Genomic DNA, 18,520 nt, shown 5'->3' on the forward strand with positions numbered 1-18,520 from the left:
TAAGAGCACCGAGTAAGTGTAACAGCGAGTATCACATGGCGTCAGTTTTCCCGCTTGCCGACCTCAGGACTTCAGCCGTTCCGGGGTCCTGGATCGACACGATCATCAAGGGCGATTGCGTGGCCGCTCTTGAGGCACTGCCCAATCAATCCGTCGACGTCATCTTCGCCGACCCGCCGTACAATCTCCAGCTTGGCGGCACGCTGCATCGTCCGGACCAGTCGCTGGTCGACGCCGTCGATGACGAGTGGGACCAGTTCGCCTCCTTCGAAGCTTATGACGCCTTCACCCGCGCCTGGCTGCTCGCCTGCCGCCGCGTGTTGAAGCCGACGGGCACGATCTGGGTCATCGGCTCCTATCACAATATCTTCCGCGTCGGCGCGACATTGCAGGATCTGAACTTCTGGATCCTCAACGACATCGTCTGGCGCAAGACCAATCCGATGCCGAATTTCAAGGGCCGCCGCTTCCAGAACGCGCATGAGACGATGATCTGGGCAAGCCCGAACGCCAAGGCGAAGGGTTATACCTTCAATTACGACGCAATGAAGGCCGCCAACGACGACGTGCAGATGCGCTCCGACTGGCTGTTTCCGATCTGCAGCGGCAACGAGCGGCTGAAGGGTGACGACGGCAAGAAGGTTCATCCGACACAGAAGCCGGAAGCGCTGCTTGCCCGGGTCATCATGGCCTCGTCTAAGCCCGGCGACATCATTCTCGATCCCTTCTTCGGATCGGGCACGACCGGCGCCGTTGCCAAGCGCCTCGGCCGCCACTTCGTCGGCATCGAGCGCGAGCAGGATTATATCGATGCGGCCAGCGCCCGTATCGCCGCCGTCGAGCCGCTCGGCAAGGCGGAACTGACCGTCATGACCGGCAAGAAGGCGGAAGTGCGGGTTGCCTTCAATACGCTCATCGAAAGCGGCCTCGTCAAGCCCGGCCAGGTGCTGACCGATGCGAAGCGCCGCTATAGCGCCATCGTGCGGGCCGACGGCACGGTTGCTTCCGGCGGTGAGGCCGGTTCCATTCATCGCCTCGGCGCGAAGGTCCAGGGCCTTGATGCCTGCAACGGGTGGATGTTCTGGCATTTCGACGACGGCCGTTCCCTGCGTCCGATCGACGAACTCAGAGCCATCATCCGCAGTGACCTGGCGAAGGTGGAGTAGCCTCAGCCATCTCCGGCAAACATATCCGCCTTCTTCCGCCGTGTACCTCCAGTCAGGGAAGAAGGTGAAATGCGCAGGGCCTTGCCGGACGATCTATCCGGCAAGGCCTTGCGCGTCTTTAGCTTCAGATTTTAGAAGTCCTGGTAATCCGTGACATCGACGCGCACGACGCGGCCGTCCTCATCGAAGGTGATCGTTTCCTCGCCCTCGCGGATCAGCGGCTTGCCCGTCTTGCTGTTGGTGGCGCGAACCGACCAGACCGCACGGCCCGAAAGCGGCGTCAACGTCTCCACCAGGGAATTGGACGCGGTCTGGTCCGGATAAGTATCGAAATAGCCGCGGAAGGCTTCCATGATCGCAGCGCGGCCGGCGAGGCTGCCGACGCCGTTCGAAACATAGGTGGCATCCTCTGCGAAGAAATTCTCGATCGCCTCATAGTCGAGGCGATTGATTGCGTCATGGAACAGATCGATACGTTCTGCAGGGTCAAAGATCATCGGCTCAAACCTTTATGCCATGGGCGGCGAGATCGCTATGCAGCTTCTCGGCACCGGTGAAGTGAACTGCATGCCAGCCGGCAGCCCGCGCACCTTCGACGTTCGGATAGGAATCATCGATGAAGATCGTTGAGGCCGGGTCGAGACCGAAGCTCTTGGCGTGGGTATCATAGATCGCGACATCCGGCTTGATCAGGCCTATATCGCCGGAAACCGTCACGCCGCGCGGCTTCTTGAGGAAGGGATAGCGCTCCTGCGCCTCGCGAAAGGTGTCGGAGGCAAAATTGGTCAGCATGGTGACGTCGCGACCTTCCGCGATCAACTGTTCCAGAATGGAAACGCTGTCGTCATAGGCATGCGGAACCATCTCATGCCAATATTTACGGAAGCTGCGGATTTGTTCTTCCCGTTCGGGATGATCGGCGATCAGCAGGGCCTCGGCGTCTGCCCAGGTGCGGCCGCGATCCTGCTCGAGGTTCCATTCATGAGTGCAGAGATTGGCGAAAAACCATTCGCGCTCGGCATCGTCCGGAATGATCCGGCTGTAGGGAAGGTTTGGATCATAGTGGATGAGAACCTTGCCGATATCGAAAACGATATGCCGTATTTCCGTCGTCATAAATGAATTCCTGCATCTGATTTAAAGGCTTTTTGCGAACGCATTGGGAATAGCCTGCGCGATCGCTTTTTTCATGACTGTTGGCAGTGCCTGGTCTTCAAGATTTGTAACCGGCGCCCACCATCCGTCATGGTTGTCACTCTGCGACACCGACTTGGCACGCCAGATCGACAATCTCAGTTCGAAATGCGTGAAGACATGTGTCACCATGCCCGCGGGCTGCCAATCGGCGGGGAAGGGGGCGGCCCCGATGCCGGTCTCGCCGTCGATCCGCGCCGTCCATCCCGTTGTCGGAACCTCGGTCATCCCTCCGAGCAACCCGCTTTCAATGCGACGGCGCAGGAAGATCTCACCCTCGTCATTGACGGCGACGAAGGCCGCGCCCTGGCGCACCGGCTTTTCCTTCTTGGCCGCCTTGACCGGGAAACGTTCGGGATCATGCCCGGCCAGCGCCTGACAAGCGCCGTTGAAGGGACAGAGCGAACAGACCGGGCGTTTGGGCGTGCAAATCGTCGCGCCGAGATCCATCATCGCCTGAGCAAAATCGCCCGGCCGGTCGGCGGGCGTCAGCAGCGCTACCTTCTGCTTCATCATCGGCTTGGCGCCCGGCAGCGGCGCCGAAATCGCGTAGAGACGGGAAATTACCCGCTCGACATTGCCGTCCATCACGGCTGCCTGGCGATTGAACGCGATCGCGGCGACGGCGGCAGCGGTGTAGTCGCCGATGCCGGGAAGCGCGCGCAAGCCATCCTCGGTATCGGGAAAGCGGCCACCATGATCGGCGGAAACGGCTTCGGCACATTTCTTCAGGTTGCGGGCGCGCGCGTAGTAGCCGAGCCCGGCCCAGGCGGCCATCACGTCGTCGTTCGCGGCGGCTGCGAGATCATCAACCGTCGGCCAGCGCTCGAGGAACTTCGCGAAATAGGCTTTGACCGCCGGCACGGTCGTCTGCTGCAGCATCACTTCCGACAACCAGATGCGATAGGGGTCCGGCTTGACGCCGCGCGCGGCCATCGGCGGCGAGACCCGCCAGGGCAGGTCACGGTGGTGTCGGTCGTACCAGGCAAGCAGCGATGCGGCCGTGGGGGATTCTAAAGTCGTGGTCATGATTTGCCGCGTCGAGGGGAAGTGCTCTATACTTGGCCAAGCTGCGTCGGGCGATCAAGGTGCCTGACGCATAAAGCCTGTGTAGAGACCCGGTTGAAATGAGTTATCCCCGAAAAGGCGAAAAGCAGATTTCCGAGCTGACCAACGGCATCGTCGATCCGGTGCTGGCAAAGCGCGCGGGCATCAACACGACGCTGCTTGGCTGTTGGGACGAGATCGCCGGCGAGGATTTTGCCGACTGCACGCGGCCGGAAAAGATCGCCTGGGCAAAGCGAACAGGCCCCGGCATAGATGACCGGTTTCAGCCAGGTGTCTTGACGATCGCCTGCGAAGGCGCCCGCGCGCTCTTCCTGACCCATGCGCAAGGCGAACTCATCCAGCGCATCAACAGCTTCTTCGGCTTCTATGCCGTCAATCAGATCCGCATCGTGCAGAAGCCGGTCTCAGTCGCATCCAAGCGTTCGCGCACACCGCCGCCGCTGAAGGGCGAGGCGGCCCGCAAGCTGGCTGACATGATGGACGGCATCGAGGATGAGAAGATCAGAGCTGCCGTTCAGCGCCTGGGCACGGCGATGGCCTGGAAGCGGCGATAGGGGATAATCCGGGCTTGCCTTTCTGGTAATGACACTGTCATACTCAAGGCGAAATGTCTACGAGGAGCTGGATATGCGAAGAAGCAAGCCGATCACGGTTACACTGGGTAACCAGCAGCGTAGTGTGGATGCCCGGCTGGAATCGGGCGCTTACGATTCCGCCAGTGAAGTTCTACGCGCTGCTTTGAGGGCATTGGACCGTGAAGAAGAAGTCATCAATCAACTAATGCGTGCAAAGATCCGGGAGGCGCTCGATGACCCGAGACCTGGCAGAGATGCGGATGAGGTTTTTGATAAAGTTGAAAGAATTCATGCCGAGCGAATGAAAGCCGCCGGTCGTGACATATAAGGTCTCTTTCAGTGCTCTTGCCGAAGAAGACGTTATTGGCATCTATGAGTTCATTGCGAAAGATAGTCCGAGCCGCGCGTTGTCATTTATCCGAAGGCTTCGGGAGCAGTGCGAAACACTTAAGACAATGGCGGCCCGAGGGCCTCAACGCGAGGGTTTAGGTCCAGGTGTTCGTATTATGGTATTTGAGCGGCGGGTTACCGCCGCTTATCACATAAAGAACGAGCAGGTCGTTATTCTACGTCTCTTTTATGCTGGGCAAAATATCCCATCGATCTTGCTCGACGAACACTGAATTCTCATACATCCGCATCGATTCCGAAGGCAATTTCAGCTTTTTGTCTTTCCCAGGTCACAATTCTTTGAAGAAAGTTGGCCAACCGTGCCTTGTTAGCGGCAAGCTGCCGTTATATCGCATGAAACATTCGAAGACCTCTTTCAACGACGGGTGACTCTATGCCGATGTCCGACATGCTCTTGACCAAACGCCACCTGCTGGGCGGCTCTGCCGTTGCAGCCCTCTCCGTGGCGTTTTCTGCCGTTGCAGGCACCGCATCCGCCGCAACTGCAGAAGATGAAGTGCCGCCTTCGGATGGCAATGTCGACATGAACGAAGTGCTGAAACCCGGCCCGCTGCCGGAGATCGCACTCGGCAAGGAAGATGCGCCCGTCAAGATCGTCGAATATATGTCGCTGACCTGCCCGCACTGCGCGCATTTTGCCGTCACGACCTTCGACACGATCAAGCAGAAATACGTCGATACGGGCAAGGTTCGCTTCATCATCCGCGAATTCCCGTTCGATCCGCGCGCTGCCGCAGCCTTCATGCTGGCCCGCTGCGCCCCGCAGGAACAGTACATGCCGATGGTCGAAATGCTGTTCAAGCAGCAGATCGCCTGGGCCTCGCCTGACGTCGATGGCCGCGCTGCACTGCTGCAGATGTCGAAACTCGCTGGTTTTACTGAGGATAGCTTCACGAAATGCTTGACGAACCAGAAGCTTCTGGATGATGTCAACTCAGTACGGGAACGCGCAGCCAAGGATTTCGGCGTCAATGCCACGCCGACCTTCCTGATCAATGGCAAGCGCTACGCAGGGGACATGTCTGTTGGTGCCATGTCGAAGCTTATCGACAGCCTGCTCTGATCCGCGCCTTTTTCGATCACAGGCGGGCGGCCGAGGTCGCGCGCCTGCTTTCTATTACCTCCCCCTTGAGGAGGGAGGTCGCGCGGAACGCGCGGGTGGGGGTGATTTCTGGGGTGAACGCATGATCACTCCACTCCGGACCTTAGGTCCGACCCTCCTCTTCGTGAGGAGGGTGGAGATCAGTCCATGAAATTCAACAGACTGAGACTTGTCGGCTTCAAATCCTTCGTCGAACCGGCAGAATTCGTCATCGAGCGCGGCCTGACCGGCGTCGTCGGCCCCAACGGCTGCGGCAAGTCCAATCTTGTCGAAGCGCTGCGCTGGGTGATGGGCGAGAATTCCTACAAGAACATGCGCGCTTCCGGCATGGATGACGTGATCTTCTCCGGCTCCGGCAACCGCCCGGCCCGCAACACCGCCGAAGTGGGTCTCTACCTCGACAATAGCGATCGCACCGCCCCCGCCGGCTTCAACGATAGCGACGAAATCCAGGTGACGCGCCGCATCGAGCGTGAGCAGGGCTCCGTCTATCGCATCAACGGCAAGGAAGCGCGCGCCAAGGATGTGCAGCTGCTGTTTGCCGATGCCTCCACCGGCGCCCGCTCGCCGTCCATGGTTGGGCAGGGCCGTATCGGCGAGCTGATTCAGGCAAAGCCCCAGGCGAGACGCCAGCTGCTCGAAGAGGCGGCGGGCATTTCCGGCCTGCATTCGCGCCGGCATGAAGCCGAGCTGCGCCTGCGCGCTGCCGAAAGCAACCTCGAGCGGCTTGACGATGTGACGTCGCAGCTCGAAAGCCAGATCGAAAGCCTGAAGCGTCAGGCGCGGCAGGCCAACCGCTTCAAGATGCTCTCGGCCGATATTCGCGCCCGCGAAGCCATGCTGCTGCATATCCGCTGGGTGCAGGCCAAGGAAGCCGAAGCCGAGGCCGAAAGCGCGCTCAACCAGGCAACCGCGCTCGTCGCCGAAAAGGCGCAGATCCAGATGGAGGCGGCAAAGGCGCAGGGCATCGCCAGCTTCAAGCTGCCGGAACTGCGCGACGATGAGGCGAAGGCCGCCGCTGCTCTTCAGCGCCTGCAGATCGCCCGCTCGCAGCTGGAAGAGGATGTCAACCGCATCCTGCGGCGGCGCGACGAATTGATCCGTCGCCTGGCACAATTGGCTGAGGATATCAGCCGCGAGCAGCGGCTTGTCTCTGATAATGCCGCGATCCTGGCAAAGCTCGATGCCGAAGAGGCCGATCTCGCCGATATTCTCGCTGATTCCGGCAGGCTTGCCGAGGAAACGCGCGTCGCTTTCGAAGAGGCGGCCGCCAAGCTCGCCGACAGCGAGCGCATCTTTACCGCTCTGACCGCGGAACGCGCCGAAGCCGCGGCCGCCCGTAACCAGCTGGAGCGCGCCATCCGCGATCTGGCCGATCGCAAGATGCGGCTTGAGCGCCAGGCTGACGAAGCGAACGGCGAGCTTGCCGCCATTGACGAAAAGATGGCTGATCTCCCCGACCCCAGCGAAAAACGCGATATGGTCGAGGCGGCAGAAAACGTCGTTGCGGATGCGGAAAGCGAGATCCAGCGCGTTGAAGCTGTTCTTGCCAAGGCGCGTGAAACCGAGGCGCTGTCGCGTGGCCCTGTCGAGCAGGCGCGGGCGCGTCTGAATGCGCTCGAAACCGAGGCGCGGACCATTTCCAAGATGCTGGCGGCGGGTGATACGTCCGGCGCCTTTTCGCCGGTTGCCGAAGAGCTGCGCGTCGACCGCGGTTTTGAGACGGCACTGGGCGCAGCGCTCGGGGATGACCTGGAATCCTCGCTCGATTCCGAGGCCCCAGTCTATTGGTCCGATAATGGCAGCGGCGCCACCGATCCGGCTCTGCCGGAAGGCGTCGCGCCCCTGATCACCCATGTCGGCGCGCCGGCGGCACTGACGCGGCGCCTGCGCCAGATCGGCATCGTTTCGGCCGAAGATGCCTTGCGGCTCATGCCGGACCTGAAGCCGGGACAGCGGCTGGTCACCAAGGACGGTGCGGTTTTCCGCTGGGATGGCCATGTGACCGGCGCCGATGCACCGAGTGCCGCTGCGTTGCGGCTGGCGCAGAAGAACCGTCTCTCCGAGCTGGAAGCGGAATCCGAGCTTGCGCGTGATGTGCTTGCCGAGGCCGAAAAGCGTCTGTCGGCCGCAGCCGAGGCAATCCAGGCCGAAGAGGGACAGCTGGCGACCGCCCGGGACGCCAGCCGGCTTGCGGCCCGGCATCTGGCCGAAGCGCGTGAAGCGCTCGCTGCCGCCGAGCGAGCCTCCGGCGATCTCATTCGCCGCCGCGACGTCATCGCCGAGGCGGTCAGCCGGTTGCGGGAGCAGCTGGAAGACGTGGCCATGCAGGATGAAAATGCTCGCATCGAACTGGAAGACGCACCGGATCTCGACGCTATCGATCTGAAGCTGCGCAACCAGCAGGCGGAGGTCGCGACGGATCGCGGCGCCCTTGCGGAAGCGCGTGCTCGCCATGAAGGCCTGAACCGGGAAAACGAGGCGCGGCAACGTCGTATCCTCGCGATCCGCCAGGAGCGCGATACCTGGCGCCAGCGCGCTGCCAGTGCCGAGGAACACATTCAGACGCTGCGCGACCGTGAAGAGGAAGCGCGCGAAGAGGCGGCCGAACTTGATCTCGCCCCCGATGAATTCGACGACAAGCGCCGCGCCTTGATGAATGAGCTGCAGAAGGCCGAGGAGGCACGCCGACAGGCCGCCGACCGTCTCGCCGAAGCGGAGGTCGTTCAGCGCGAGGCCGATCGCCATGCGACGACGGCCCTCTCGCAACTGGCAGAAAGCCGGGAAAAGCGCGGCCGCGTCGAGGAGCGGCTGGTGTCTGCTCGTGAACGCCGGCAGGAGAGCGAACTGCGCATTCGTCAGGCGCTCAATGTCGAGCCGCACGAGGCCATGCGCCTGACCGGCGTTTCGGCAGTGCAGACCATACCCGACCTCCGCGAGGTCGAACGCGAGCTGGAACGGCTCAAGATCGAACGCGAGCGCCTTGGTGCCGTCAATCTGCGCGCCGAGGAGGAGAGCAAAGAGCTGACGGAGCGGCTGCAGGCACTGATCAAGGAGCGCGATGATGTCATCGACGCCATCCGGAAGCTGCGCGGCGCGATCCAGAGCCTCAACCGCGAGGGCCGAGAACGTCTGATCGTCGCCTTCGATATCGTCAATGCGCAGTTTCAGCGCCTGTTCACCCATCTTTTCGGCGGCGGCACCGCCGAGCTGCAGCTCATCGAGTCGGACGATCCGCTGGAGGCGGGCCTCGAAATTCTCGCCCGCCCGCCGGGCAAGAAGCCGCAGACCATGACCCTGCTTTCCGGCGGCGAGCAGGCACTGACGGCCATGGCGCTGATCTTCGCCGTGTTCCTCACCAATCCCGCGCCGATCTGCGTTCTGGACGAAGTGGACGCGCCGCTCGATGACCACAATGTCGAGCGCTACTGCAACCTCATGGACGAGATGGCGGCCTCCACAGAGACTCGCTTCGTGGTCATCACCCATAATCCGATCACCATGGCCCGCATGAACCGGCTCTTCGGCGTGACCATGGCGGAGCAGGGCGTCTCCCAGCTCGTGTCCGTCGATCTGCAGACCGCCGAACGGCTGCGCGAAATCGCTTGAGCACTGTCCCCCGTCAGGATTGAGAAAACTGTTCCCGTTTCGACAAGAAATTGCTGCGTCGGCTGCCGTGCGTCATGAAAGCGTGCTAGTTTCGTTTTTCGATCAACAACATGGGCGCTGATCCGCCCGGAAGGGAAGTATGTCTGGTTCGACTGGCGGTATTTTCGACATCCTCGGAATACTTGCCGTATTGCTGCTCGTCGCCGCCAACGGCTTTTTCGTTGCCGCCGAGTTCTCTCTGGTTTCCGTCCGCCGCAGCCGTGTGACGGAACTCGTTGCCGAAGGGCGCATGAACGCCAAGGCGCTGCAGAAGGCAGTCGATAATCTCGATGCCAATCTGGCGGCGACACAGCTCGGCATCACCATTTCGTCGCTCGCCCTTGGTTGGGTCGGCGAACCCGCTCTTGCTCATCTGCTGGAGCCTCTGCTCGATTTTCTTCCCGGAACATGGGCCGCAGCTGGATCGCATGCGATCGCCGTCGCCATTTCCTTCATCATCATCACCGCGCTTCATATCGTCCTTGGCGAGCTTGCGCCGAAGAGCCTGGCCTTGCAGCGCAGCGAGGGCACTGCGCTCGGTGTCGTGCGGCCGCTCGGCCTGTTCCTCTTCCTGTTGCGCCCGGCCATCACCGTGCTTAACGGCCTCGGCAATCTCGTCCTTCGCCTCTTCGGGCTGCGCCCGGGGGCGGGCGAGGGCTCGCTGCATTCGCCGGCCGAGATCAAGCTCCTGATCGCCGAAAGCCAGGAGGCCGGCCTGCTGGAACAAGCGCAGCAGGATCTGGTCGAGCGCGTCTTCAATATCGGCGACCGCGATGTCTCCGATATCATGACGCCGCGGCTGGAGGTCGAATGGATCGATGCCGACGACCCGCCGGAGGAAATGCAGAAAACCATTCGCGAAAGCCGGTTCGAGCAGCTTCTCGTCGGACGCGGATCGATCGATGAGCCGATCGGCATGATCCTGAAGAAGGATCTGCTTGACCAGCTTCTGAACGGCGAACCGCTGAACCCGATGGCCGTCATCCGCCAGCCGCTGGTCGTTCACGAGTCCACAGCCGTCTTCAAGGTGCTTGAAAACTTCAAGCGCGCCCCCGTCCGCCTCGCCATGGTCATCGACGAGTATGGCAGTCTGGAAGGCATCGTCACGCAGACGGATCTGCTGGAGGCGATCGCCGGCGATCTGCCTGATATGGACAATGACACGCCCGACGTCATCGAGCGAGCCGATGGATCGTTGCTGATGGAAGGCATGATGCCGGTCTACGACGCCTTTGCGCGGCTGGGGCTGCGCTTCGGCGAAGAGGACGTCAATTTCCATACGCTTGCGGGCTTCGCCCTCTACCAGCTCGGCCATCTGCCCGAAGTGGGCGAAAGCTTTACCTTCGGCGGCTGGCATTTCGAGATCGTCGATCTCGACGGCATGCGGATCGACAAGATTCTGGCACAGCGTGAGCCGCAGGCTTAGCCGTTAGGAGCGCTGAAGTGATCCGGAGGCTCCCGGTTTTCGATCAATCGATTGAAATCGGGAGGTTCCGGATCATATTTATTGTGCAGCGCAACATTTTGCCGCATTTGTCGATTTTCATTTGTGGCTCAATGAATTAAGTTCAACCGGAGGAGTTGGACGGAGACGATGACGAAGTGGGTCTATACATTCGGCGGCGGCAAGGCCGAGGGGGGCGCCGGTGATTTTGAACGGCTCGGCGGCAAGGGCGCTAACCTTGCTGAAATGTGCAATCTCGGCCTGCCAGTTCCGCCGGGGCTGACGATCGTCAGCGACGTCTGCGCTTTCTACTACAAGAATGGCCGTAACATCCCCGAAGAGCTGAAGCCGCAGGTCATGCAGGGCTTGCAGCGGATGGAGGCCATTACCGGGCGCAAGTTCGGCGATACCGTGCGGCCGTTGCTGGTTTCCGTGCGTTCGGGCGGCCGTGCATCCATGCCGGGCATGATGGACACCGTCCTCAATCTCGGCCTCAACGATGCCACGGTGCAGGCGCTCGGCCATGATGCCGGTGACGCCCGCTTCGCCTGGGACAGCTATCGCCGCTTCATCCAGATGTATGCCGATGTTGTCATGGGCCTGGACAACGAGGTCTTCGAAGAGATTCTGGAGGATGAGAAGGCGCGGTTCGGCCACGAGTTCGATACTGACCTTACCGCCGTCGAATGGCAGCATGTCGTCTCGATCTACAAGACAGTCATCGAGGAAGAATTGGGCGAAGCCTTCCCGCAGGAGCCGGAAGTGCAGCTCTGGGGTGCCGTCGGCGCGGTCTTTGCCAGCTGGATGAACGCCCGCGCCGTCACCTACCGGCAATTGCACAATATTCCCGAGGGTTGGGGAACCGCCGTCAACATTCAGGCGATGGTGTTCGGCAATCTCGGCAATTCTTCCGCTACCGGCGTCGCCTTCACCCGCAATCCGTCGACCGGCGAGAAGGAGCTTTATGGCGAATTCCTTGTCAATGCGCAAGGAGAGGATGTCGTTGCCGGCATCCGCACGCCCCAGAGCATCACGGAAGTCGCCCGCATCGCGTCGGGCTATGACAAGCCGTCGATGGAAAAGCTGATGCCTGAGGCCTTTGCCGAGTTTCGGAGCATCTGCGCGCAGCTGGAATCGCACTACCGCGAGGTCCAGGATCTGGAATTCACCATCGAGCGCGGCAAGCTCTGGATGCTGCAGACCCGAAATGCCAAGCGAACTACCAAGGCGGCGATGAAGATCGCCGTCGACATGGTCGATGAAGGGCTGATCTCGGAAGACGAAGCGGTTTCCCGCATCGAGCCGACGACGCTGGACCAGCTGCTGCACCCGACGATCGACCCGCGCGTCCACCGCGAGGTTATCGGCTCCGGTCTCCCTGCATCGCCTGGTGCTGCCACCGGCGAGATCGTCTTCACCGCAGAAGAGGCAATTATCGCTGAAGAGGAGGGCCGCAAAGCCATCCTCGTGCGCATCGAAACGAGCCCGGAAGACATTCACGGCATGCATGCCGCCGAGGCGATCCTGACCACACGCGGCGGCATGACCAGCCATGCGGCGGTGGTTGCCCGCGGCATGGGCATTCCCTGCGTCGTCGGCGCCGGCACCATGCGCATCGATATGCGCAATGAGAAGCTGATCGGCATCGGCGTCACCTTGAAGAAGGGCGATATCGTCACGATCGATGGATCCACCGGTCAGGTCCTGAAGGGCGAAGTGCCGATGATCCAGCCGGAACTGTCGGGCGATTTCGGGCGAATCATGGCCTGGGCGGACCGCTCGCGGCGTATGACGGTGCGCACCAATGCCGACACACCTGCCGATGCGCGCGCCGCCCGTTCCTTCGGCGCCGAGGGCATCGGCCTTTGCCGTACTGAGCACATGTTCTTCGAGGGCGATCGCATCCATGTCATGCGCGAGATGATCCTCGCCGAAGACGAAAAGGGGCGCCGGGCCGCCCTTGCCAAGCTCATGCCGATGCAACGCCTTGATTTCACCGGCCTCTTCACCATCATGCATGGCCTGCCGGTGACCATCCGCCTGCTCGATCCGCCGCTGCACGAATTCCTGCCGAAAACGGATGAGGAGATCGTCGAAGTGGCCGGGATCATGGGCATGGAGTCAGCCGCGCTGCGCCAGCGGGTCGATGCGCTGCACGAGTTTAATCCCATGCTCGGCCATCGTGGCTGCCGCTTGGCGATTTCCTATCCGGAGATCGTCGAAATGCAGGCACGCGCAATTTTCGAGGCGGCGGTTCTGGCCGCGCGCGAGACGGGGGCTGCCGTCGTGCCGGAAATCATGGTGCCGCTGGTCGGCTTGCGCTCGGAGCTTGATTACGTCAAGGCCTGCATCGATGAGGTGGCGCGTGCCGTCATGACCGAAGCGAAGATGAAGATCGACTATCTCGTCGGCACGATGATCGAGCTGCCGCGCGCAGCCTTGCGTGCCCATATCATCGCCGAAGCGGCCGAGTTCTTCTCCTTCGGCACGAACGACCTGACGCAGACGACATTCGGCATGTCGCGCGATGACGCCGCCGCCTTCATCCCGACATACCAGCGCAAGGGCATCATCGAGCATGATCCTTTCATATCGCTCGATTTCGACGGGGTCGGCGAGCTCATTCGCATCGCGTCGGAGCGTGGCCGCCGTACCCGCAACGACATGAAGCTCGGCATTTGCGGTGAGCATGGTGGCGATCCCGCGTCCATCCACTTCTGCGAGGATATTGGGTTGGACTACGTATCCTGCTCACCGTTCCGCGTGCCGATCGCGCGGCTTGCGGCGGCGCAGGCGGCGATCAAAGGGCGAGCTTGATTTCCTTAAGGTCAGCGGCGCCAGTAGCCACGGTGATATACCGGGCCACCGACCACGATCGTCGGCCCCCAGAAGAAATCATCATTGCTTTCCATGAAGGCTCTTTGATCTGCTCGCCGGCTAAGATCCTGGTTCATCAGGCAGTTGGCAAAATTCTCCGACCCACGCCTGAAGCCGTAGCCGCTGCACCTCGCCTCGTCGGCCGCCCGGATTTCCTCGGCCGTCTGGCAGGAGGAAAGCACGAGGGTGATGGTGAGGAAGGAAAGGAGGGAAGCGGCTATACGCATGACTTTGTGTCCTGAATGCTGATGTGCAGACACGAACTATAGCGCCGCGCGGCATGGCGCGAAAGGCACATCGGACCGTAGGCGGGATCGCCTATGCGGCTTCCTTCGGCTTTGCCGGCAATCGCCGCAGCACATCGACGAAGGCATCGGCAAACTGCAAAAGGTGCTCGGTTTCACTATCCGGTTGCAGCAACCGGATTTCCGTGCCGTCTTCGTCGAGCGCGGCAAAGAGAGTGCGCATCGTCGCATCGCCTTCGGGAATGCGGATGACCGCCAGCCTGCGGCAATCGGGGATCAAGCCCGCGGCCGGAAGGTCGAACAGGAAGTCGCCGCGCGCCGCCGAAGCGGCGTTTCGCACGGCTTCGCAGAAGCCAGGCTCTCCGCCGGAAAAGCCTTCGAGCGAAAGCTCCAGTTCCAGGAGTTCCAGCGGCAGGATCGGATCGGCCGCGTCGCCCCGGGCAATGGCCGCTGCCGGCAACGGTTTGGCGGCGGCGTCTTGAGAAACTATCGGTTCCATCTCACCAAGTCCTTTCACAGCCTCGATAAAACGCTGAAGAATGGCCTTTTTTGGGAATTTAAGCAAGCGCTCACGTTTTTGGTCTAGGCGTTACTGGTTTCTGCCTTGACGAAACATGGGGCGTTGATGTCGTGACATTCGATTTATTTTCGCCGTTTCTTGATCTAAACATAAGTCGCTTTCCGGGATTCGGTGCATCCGCCTTCCGATCCGACGCGCCGACGAGCCCTTGATGACCATCCGCTTCGACCGTCCCGTTTCACATGCCGCCCGCGCCGCGCGTTTGATCGCTTCATTTGCCCTGGTGCTCTGCGGGGTGACGCTGATCGGCTATCGTTTCGGGCCTCTGGAAACGCCTTATTTCGTGCTGCTGCTGCTGATTTCGGCCGGCTGCGCCGTGCTATCGGTGTTGCTGGCGCTGGTCGGCCTTGCCCAGCTTTGGCAGAACGCCGCCATCGGCGGCGTCTCCGCCGTCAAGGCGCTCGTCTATGCCGCCTTGCCGCTTGCCATTTTCGGCTTCGGCGCCGAGCGCTATTGGAGCCGGCCGCCGATCTACGAGATTTCGACCGATCTCAACGAGCCGCCGGAATGGCTGGCAGCGCCGGACGCCAGGCAGCTGTGGCTGCCGCCGCGCCATCTGGTGACGCAGCAGGAGCGTGAGGCGCAGTTCGATGCCTATCCTGCTTTGATCAGCCGGCGCTACGAGGGGGCTTCCGACCGCGTGCTGGAAGCGGTGCGCAAGGTCGCTCGTGACCGTCACATTACCATCGTCAAGGCGGATGGCGCCGACGTGGCCGACCCGAACGGCAATGCGAAGCCGAAGCGCCGCACCCGCCCGCAGACCGTCAATCCCGCGCAGAATGACAGTGCGGCGGGCGACGTGCCCGATATCGTCCCGGTGCCGACGCCGCGTCCCTTCCGTGATGGTGTGGCGGAACTCATCCGCCAGAATACCGACGTCGTCCTGCAGGGAGAAACCCGCACCCGCATCTTCGGCCTGCCATGCGACATGTTGATCCGCATCCGCGAGGAGGCGGAAACCACGCTGGTCGATATCCGGGTCGCCTCCCGCTACGGCCAGAGCGATCTCGGCGTCAGCGCCGACCTGGCTGATGGCTATCTGAAGGCGCTGGATGCCGAGTTGCTCGGCATCGCCGGAAGCTGAGCCTCGCCAGCCCTTCTTGGGGCGGGCAATCGTATGTGCGGCATGTCGGCGCCGTAAGCTCCTTCTCCCCTTGGGGAGAAGGTGGACCGAAGGGTCGGATGAGGGGGTTATCTATTTGAATTCATGGATTTTGATGGTCTTGGCGGGCACCCCCTCATCCGCCTGGCGGCACCTTCTCCCGCTGGGGAGAAGGGGGACAGCGGCAATCTCCGCTCATATGCGATACCCCTCTCCCCGACGGGAGAGGGGACCGTGCCTGCCATCAAACTTCTGAAATCGCCGATAGTCACCCGTCTCAGCTCAAGCCGGGCGATAGGCCCCGAAAAGCGCCGGCGGTCCATCGGTTTCCACCTGGCCTTTCTCGACCAGATCTTCCAGATGCGCCAGCACCGAAAGGGCGGCAGCTCCATGTAGGCGCGGGTCCGTATCGCGATAGATGGCCTTCACCATGTCGGGGATCAGCCGGTCCCCGGCCTTGATGCGTTCCAGCACGGCGCGCTCGCGCATCCGCCGGTGGGTCCGCAATCCTCGCATGAAGGAGGCTGGCTCCTTCACCGGCCCGCCGTGTCCGGGCAGAAACAGCCGGTCTTCCCGGGCAAGAAGCCGCTCCAGCGAAGCCATGTAATCCGCCATGGAGCCGTCAGGCGGCGCCACGATCGAGGTCGCCCAGGCCATGACGTGGTCGGCCGAGAAGACGATGCCCGTGCCCTCGAGCGCGAAGCAGGCGTGATTGGCCGTATGCCCCGGCGTTAGCAGTGCCGTCATCGTCCAACCGTCTCCGGAGACGCTTTCGCCATCACCAAGCACGATATCCGGCTGAAACTCCATGTCGGAGCTTTCGGCAAAAGGATTGACCTCGCCCTGATGGAGCGGCCGCGCGGCCCGATGCGGCCCTTCGCCGACAGTCAGCGCTCCCGTCGCCTCCTTCAGCCTTTTCGCCAGCGGCGAGTGATCGCGGTGGGTATGGCTGACGAAGATATGCGTGACCTCGCGCCCTTTGAGCGCCGCCATCAGGGCAGCGAAATGTTCGTCATTCTCCGGACCGGGATCGATGACCGCGACCGATGAGCTGCCGACGATATAGCTGTTGGTGCCGTGAAACGTGAAGGCGCTGGGATTGTTGACCGTCATCCGCTCGATGCCGGGCGCGACTGGTACGGCGCGGCCATAGGCGGGTTCGAATGCAAGGTCGAAGTCAGGCGTGCTCATGATTGCTTGTATTCGATTTCGATGAATGACATCGGCTCGGAGCCGGCATTGACGACATTGTGTTCGACGCCGGCCTCGCGTCGATAGGCGGCGCCCTTGGCGATATCGACACGCCTGATGCCGCCGGGCTCCTCCAGCAGAAACTGGCAATCCGTCATCGGCACCACGACATAACCGAGACCATGAACATGATGGCCGGTATCGGCGCCGGGCTCGAAATCCCAACGCGTGATGCGGCAGACGGCATCATCGAGAAGCACGGTGGGCACGGCCGGTGGACGGGCGCGAAACTGGCTCATCGGATCTCCTCATGCACAATGCAGTGCAGCAAGACCTACCATAGCCGCCCGAAAAGCACACAGAAATATGCGTCCGCGCATCACTTAGTCATTGTAGCGCGATGCGACCTTTGCTAATCAGACGCCGATTTGGCTGGTATGACAGCCATTTCCTCTGTTGGGGCGTCGCCAAGCGGTAAGGCACCGGTTTTTGGTACCGGCATTCCCAGGTTCGAATCCTGGCGCCCCAGCCAAGCAATTATGGGTCCGTTCTGGACACATAGGTTACGGTTTATTCCTGAGACATAGGTAACACCTTTGGGCCGAAGGGGTTCGGCAGTGGTTCGAGCCTGCATGTCTCGTCATCGAAATATCCCAGATCGTAATCCATGAAGCTTGCGAGCCAGATATGGTCTTCGACCTGTTTGATTCCAACGGCCTGTCCGGCAAAAACCAGACTGAAATTGATCTTCTTTCGTTTGTAACAGATGCGGCCGCATGTTGTGACGGTCACGGTCTGGTCGTGGAACGGATAGTCGAGCTCCGGCAGGCCGTGATAAGGTCGTGATGAAGCGTGGTAGCGCTCTGCCGGGCAAGCCATATTGAGGGCCTGGTGTGGCCGCTCGGTGTTAAATTCTTCGACGAAGTCGTCAAAGCGGGCCTGCTGCTGCAGGAAATTGGCGCCGGCCGGCTTGGTGGTTTCCAGCTTGAGTGTGAGATGCATGCGTTCGTGGCGGCCGTTCTGCTGCGGATTGCCTGGCTTGATGCGTTCGATGTCGATACCGAGCCGGAGCCACCAGACCGCCAGTCGCGACAGATTGAACAAGCCGTTGGGACTGGCGAAGGGGACGCCATTGTCGGTTCTGATCGCTCCGGGCAGGCCGAACTCCTTGAAGACGCTCTCGAACACGGTGAAGGCGTAAACTTCCTTCGTCGTGTGCAGCGCTTCGCAAGCCAGGAGATAGCGGCTAGCGAAGTCGGTGATCGTCAAGGGATAGCAGTAGCGCTTGTCGGCGAGCATGAACTCGCCCTTGTAATCGGCGCACCACAGGTCGTTGGCCTGGCGGGGTTGGGAGAGCGGCGTGCCTTCCGCCCTGTTGCGCCGTCGCTTGCGGTGCTGGACCAGCCCGTTGCGGTCGAGCACCGCATGCACGGTCGAGATCGCCGGCGTTTGCACGTCCGGATAAAGCCGCGCCAGTCGTTCCCTGATCTTCGGTGCGCCCCAGTTCGGCTTCTCCTGCTTGGCACGCACAATCAGCTTCTCGATTTGGAAAGGAAGCTGATTGGCGTGCCGGTAGGGACGCCGCGAGCGATCCGTCAGTCCTTCCAGCCCGCAGGCATTATAGCGGCTGATGATCTTGTGGCCGGTCTTGCGGGAGATGCCGAACTCGCGGCATAGCGCCGCGATCTTCTCGCCATCCAGAACCCGCGCAACGAATTTGAGACGCTCGTCCATGCGGTTACACTCCTGCCAAGGCACCTTCGCTCTCCTCGCAAAGGCCAAAAGTGTAACCCATGTCTCCGGTATGAACTGTCACCCTTCTCTCGGGAAGGACATATTGCGCAATGAAATCAAGCGGTTAGCACATCAGAGAATTCGAAAACGGAACACTTTTTCGGTGCATAATTCCGGATCAGC

The 18,520-nt window shown here is 61.4% G+C and carries 17 protein-coding genes and 1 tRNA gene; 10 read left to right on the top strand and 8 right to left on the bottom strand.

The window, feature by feature from the left end; all coding sequences use genetic code 11:
• Positions 1 to 35: 35 nt before the first annotated feature.
• Positions 36 to 1,166, top strand: a complete 1,131-nt coding sequence (locus FHT84_RS17890; RefSeq protein WP_112341225.1) for a site-specific DNA-methyltransferase — start codon at positions 36 to 38, stop codon at positions 1,164 to 1,166.
• Between the two features lie 131 nt (positions 1,167 to 1,297).
• On the opposite strand, the gene FHT84_RS17895 is transcribed toward FHT84_RS17890, so the two are convergent.
• The 3 genes from FHT84_RS17895 to mutY are packed head-to-tail and all read right to left on the bottom strand — an operon-like array spanning position 1,298 to position 3,392.
• Positions 1,298 to 1,663, bottom strand: a complete 366-nt coding sequence (locus FHT84_RS17895; protein WP_112341226.1) for a nuclear transport factor 2 family protein — start codon at positions 1,661 to 1,663, stop codon at positions 1,298 to 1,300.
• A gap of 4 nt (positions 1,664 to 1,667) precedes the next feature.
• Positions 1,668 to 2,282: an HAD family phosphatase gene (locus FHT84_RS17900; RefSeq protein ID WP_112341227.1), complete on the bottom strand. Its 615-nt coding sequence runs from the start codon at positions 2,280 to 2,282 to the stop codon at positions 1,668 to 1,670.
• Between the two features lie 21 nt (positions 2,283 to 2,303).
• Complete coding sequence (gene mutY / locus FHT84_RS17905; RefSeq protein WP_113250065.1) at positions 2,304 to 3,392, bottom strand: A/G-specific adenine glycosylase; 1,089 nt, start codon at positions 3,390 to 3,392, stop codon at positions 2,304 to 2,306.
• A 95-nt stretch (positions 3,393 to 3,487) separates the two neighbouring features.
• Between mutY and FHT84_RS17910 the strand changes: the two genes are divergently transcribed.
• The 7 genes from FHT84_RS17910 (at position 3,488) to ppdK (ending at position 13,425) form a co-directional block, all read left to right on the top strand.
• Entirely contained in the window at positions 3,488 to 3,982 is a 495-nt protein-coding gene (locus FHT84_RS17910; RefSeq protein ID WP_113250064.1) for a DUF721 domain-containing protein, read from the top strand.
• Between the two features lie 73 nt (positions 3,983 to 4,055).
• Positions 4,056 to 4,331, top strand: coding sequence for a type II toxin-antitoxin system ParD family antitoxin (locus tag FHT84_RS17915; protein WP_112341230.1), 276 nt, complete (start codon positions 4,056 to 4,058; stop codon positions 4,329 to 4,331).
• The gene (locus FHT84_RS17920; protein ID WP_112341231.1) at positions 4,321 to 4,626 is read left to right on the top strand and encodes a type II toxin-antitoxin system RelE/ParE family toxin; all 306 of its coding nucleotides are present in this window, start codon (positions 4,321 to 4,323) and stop codon (positions 4,624 to 4,626) included. The genes FHT84_RS17915 and FHT84_RS17920 overlap by 11 nt, the downstream gene beginning before the upstream one ends.
• A gap of 161 nt (positions 4,627 to 4,787) precedes the next feature.
• On the top strand, positions 4,788 to 5,477 hold the full coding sequence (locus FHT84_RS17925; protein WP_112341232.1) for a DsbA family protein: 690 nt from the start codon (positions 4,788 to 4,790) through the stop codon (positions 5,475 to 5,477).
• Between the two features lie 186 nt (positions 5,478 to 5,663).
• Positions 5,664 to 9,125 (top strand): chromosome segregation SMC family protein, encoded by a 3,462-nt coding sequence (locus FHT84_RS17930; RefSeq protein ID WP_113250063.1) that lies wholly within the window; start codon positions 5,664 to 5,666, stop codon positions 9,123 to 9,125.
• 139 nt (positions 9,126 to 9,264) lie between these two features.
• Positions 9,265 to 10,590: a hemolysin family protein gene (locus FHT84_RS17935; RefSeq protein WP_113250062.1), complete on the top strand. Its 1,326-nt coding sequence runs from the start codon at positions 9,265 to 9,267 to the stop codon at positions 10,588 to 10,590.
• Positions 10,591 to 10,758: 168 nt separating this feature from the next.
• Positions 10,759 to 13,425 carry a pyruvate, phosphate dikinase gene (gene ppdK, locus FHT84_RS17940; protein WP_113250061.1) on the top strand — a complete coding sequence of 889 codons (2,667 nt, stop codon included), beginning with the start codon at positions 10,759 to 10,761 and terminating at the stop codon, positions 13,423 to 13,425.
• 11 nt (positions 13,426 to 13,436) lie between these two features.
• Here the strand turns inward: ppdK and FHT84_RS17945 are convergent, their stop codons facing one another.
• Both FHT84_RS17945 and FHT84_RS17950 read right to left on the bottom strand, forming a co-directional pair.
• Entirely contained in the window at positions 13,437 to 13,712 is a 276-nt protein-coding gene (locus FHT84_RS17945) for a hypothetical protein (protein WP_112341236.1), read from the bottom strand.
• 91 nt (positions 13,713 to 13,803) lie between these two features.
• Positions 13,804 to 14,220 (bottom strand): hypothetical protein, encoded by a 417-nt coding sequence (locus FHT84_RS17950; protein WP_183763329.1) that lies wholly within the window; start codon positions 14,218 to 14,220, stop codon positions 13,804 to 13,806.
• A gap of 241 nt (positions 14,221 to 14,461) precedes the next feature.
• Between FHT84_RS17950 and FHT84_RS17955 the strand changes: the two genes are divergently transcribed.
• Positions 14,462 to 15,394: a DUF1499 domain-containing protein gene (locus tag FHT84_RS17955; RefSeq protein WP_113250059.1), complete on the top strand. Its 933-nt coding sequence runs from the start codon at positions 14,462 to 14,464 to the stop codon at positions 15,392 to 15,394.
• Between the two features lie 300 nt (positions 15,395 to 15,694).
• Here FHT84_RS17955 and FHT84_RS17960 read toward each other — a convergent pair whose 3' ends face one another.
• The gene (locus tag FHT84_RS17960) at positions 15,695 to 16,603 is read right to left on the bottom strand and encodes an MBL fold metallo-hydrolase (protein ID WP_112341238.1); all 909 of its coding nucleotides are present in this window, start codon (positions 16,601 to 16,603) and stop codon (positions 15,695 to 15,697) included.
• Entirely contained in the window at positions 16,600 to 16,902 is a 303-nt protein-coding gene (locus tag FHT84_RS17965) for a cupin domain-containing protein (protein ID WP_112341239.1), read from the bottom strand. The genes FHT84_RS17960 and FHT84_RS17965 overlap by 4 nt, the downstream gene beginning before the upstream one ends.
• A gap of 158 nt (positions 16,903 to 17,060) precedes the next feature.
• Between FHT84_RS17965 and FHT84_RS17970 the strand changes: the two genes are divergently transcribed.
• Positions 17,061 to 17,135: transfer RNA gene (locus FHT84_RS17970), tRNA-Gln, on the top strand.
• 38 nt (positions 17,136 to 17,173) lie between these two features.
• Here the strand turns inward: FHT84_RS17970 and FHT84_RS17975 are convergent.
• Complete coding sequence (locus FHT84_RS17975; protein ID WP_113250058.1) at positions 17,174 to 18,337, bottom strand: integrase core domain-containing protein; 1,164 nt, start codon at positions 18,335 to 18,337, stop codon at positions 17,174 to 17,176.
• Positions 18,338 to 18,520 lie beyond the last annotated feature (183 nt).

It is taken from the genome of Rhizobium sp. BK289, from assembly GCF_014193575.1.
GTDB lineage: Bacteria > Pseudomonadota > Alphaproteobacteria > Rhizobiales > Rhizobiaceae > Rhizobium > Rhizobium tropici_C.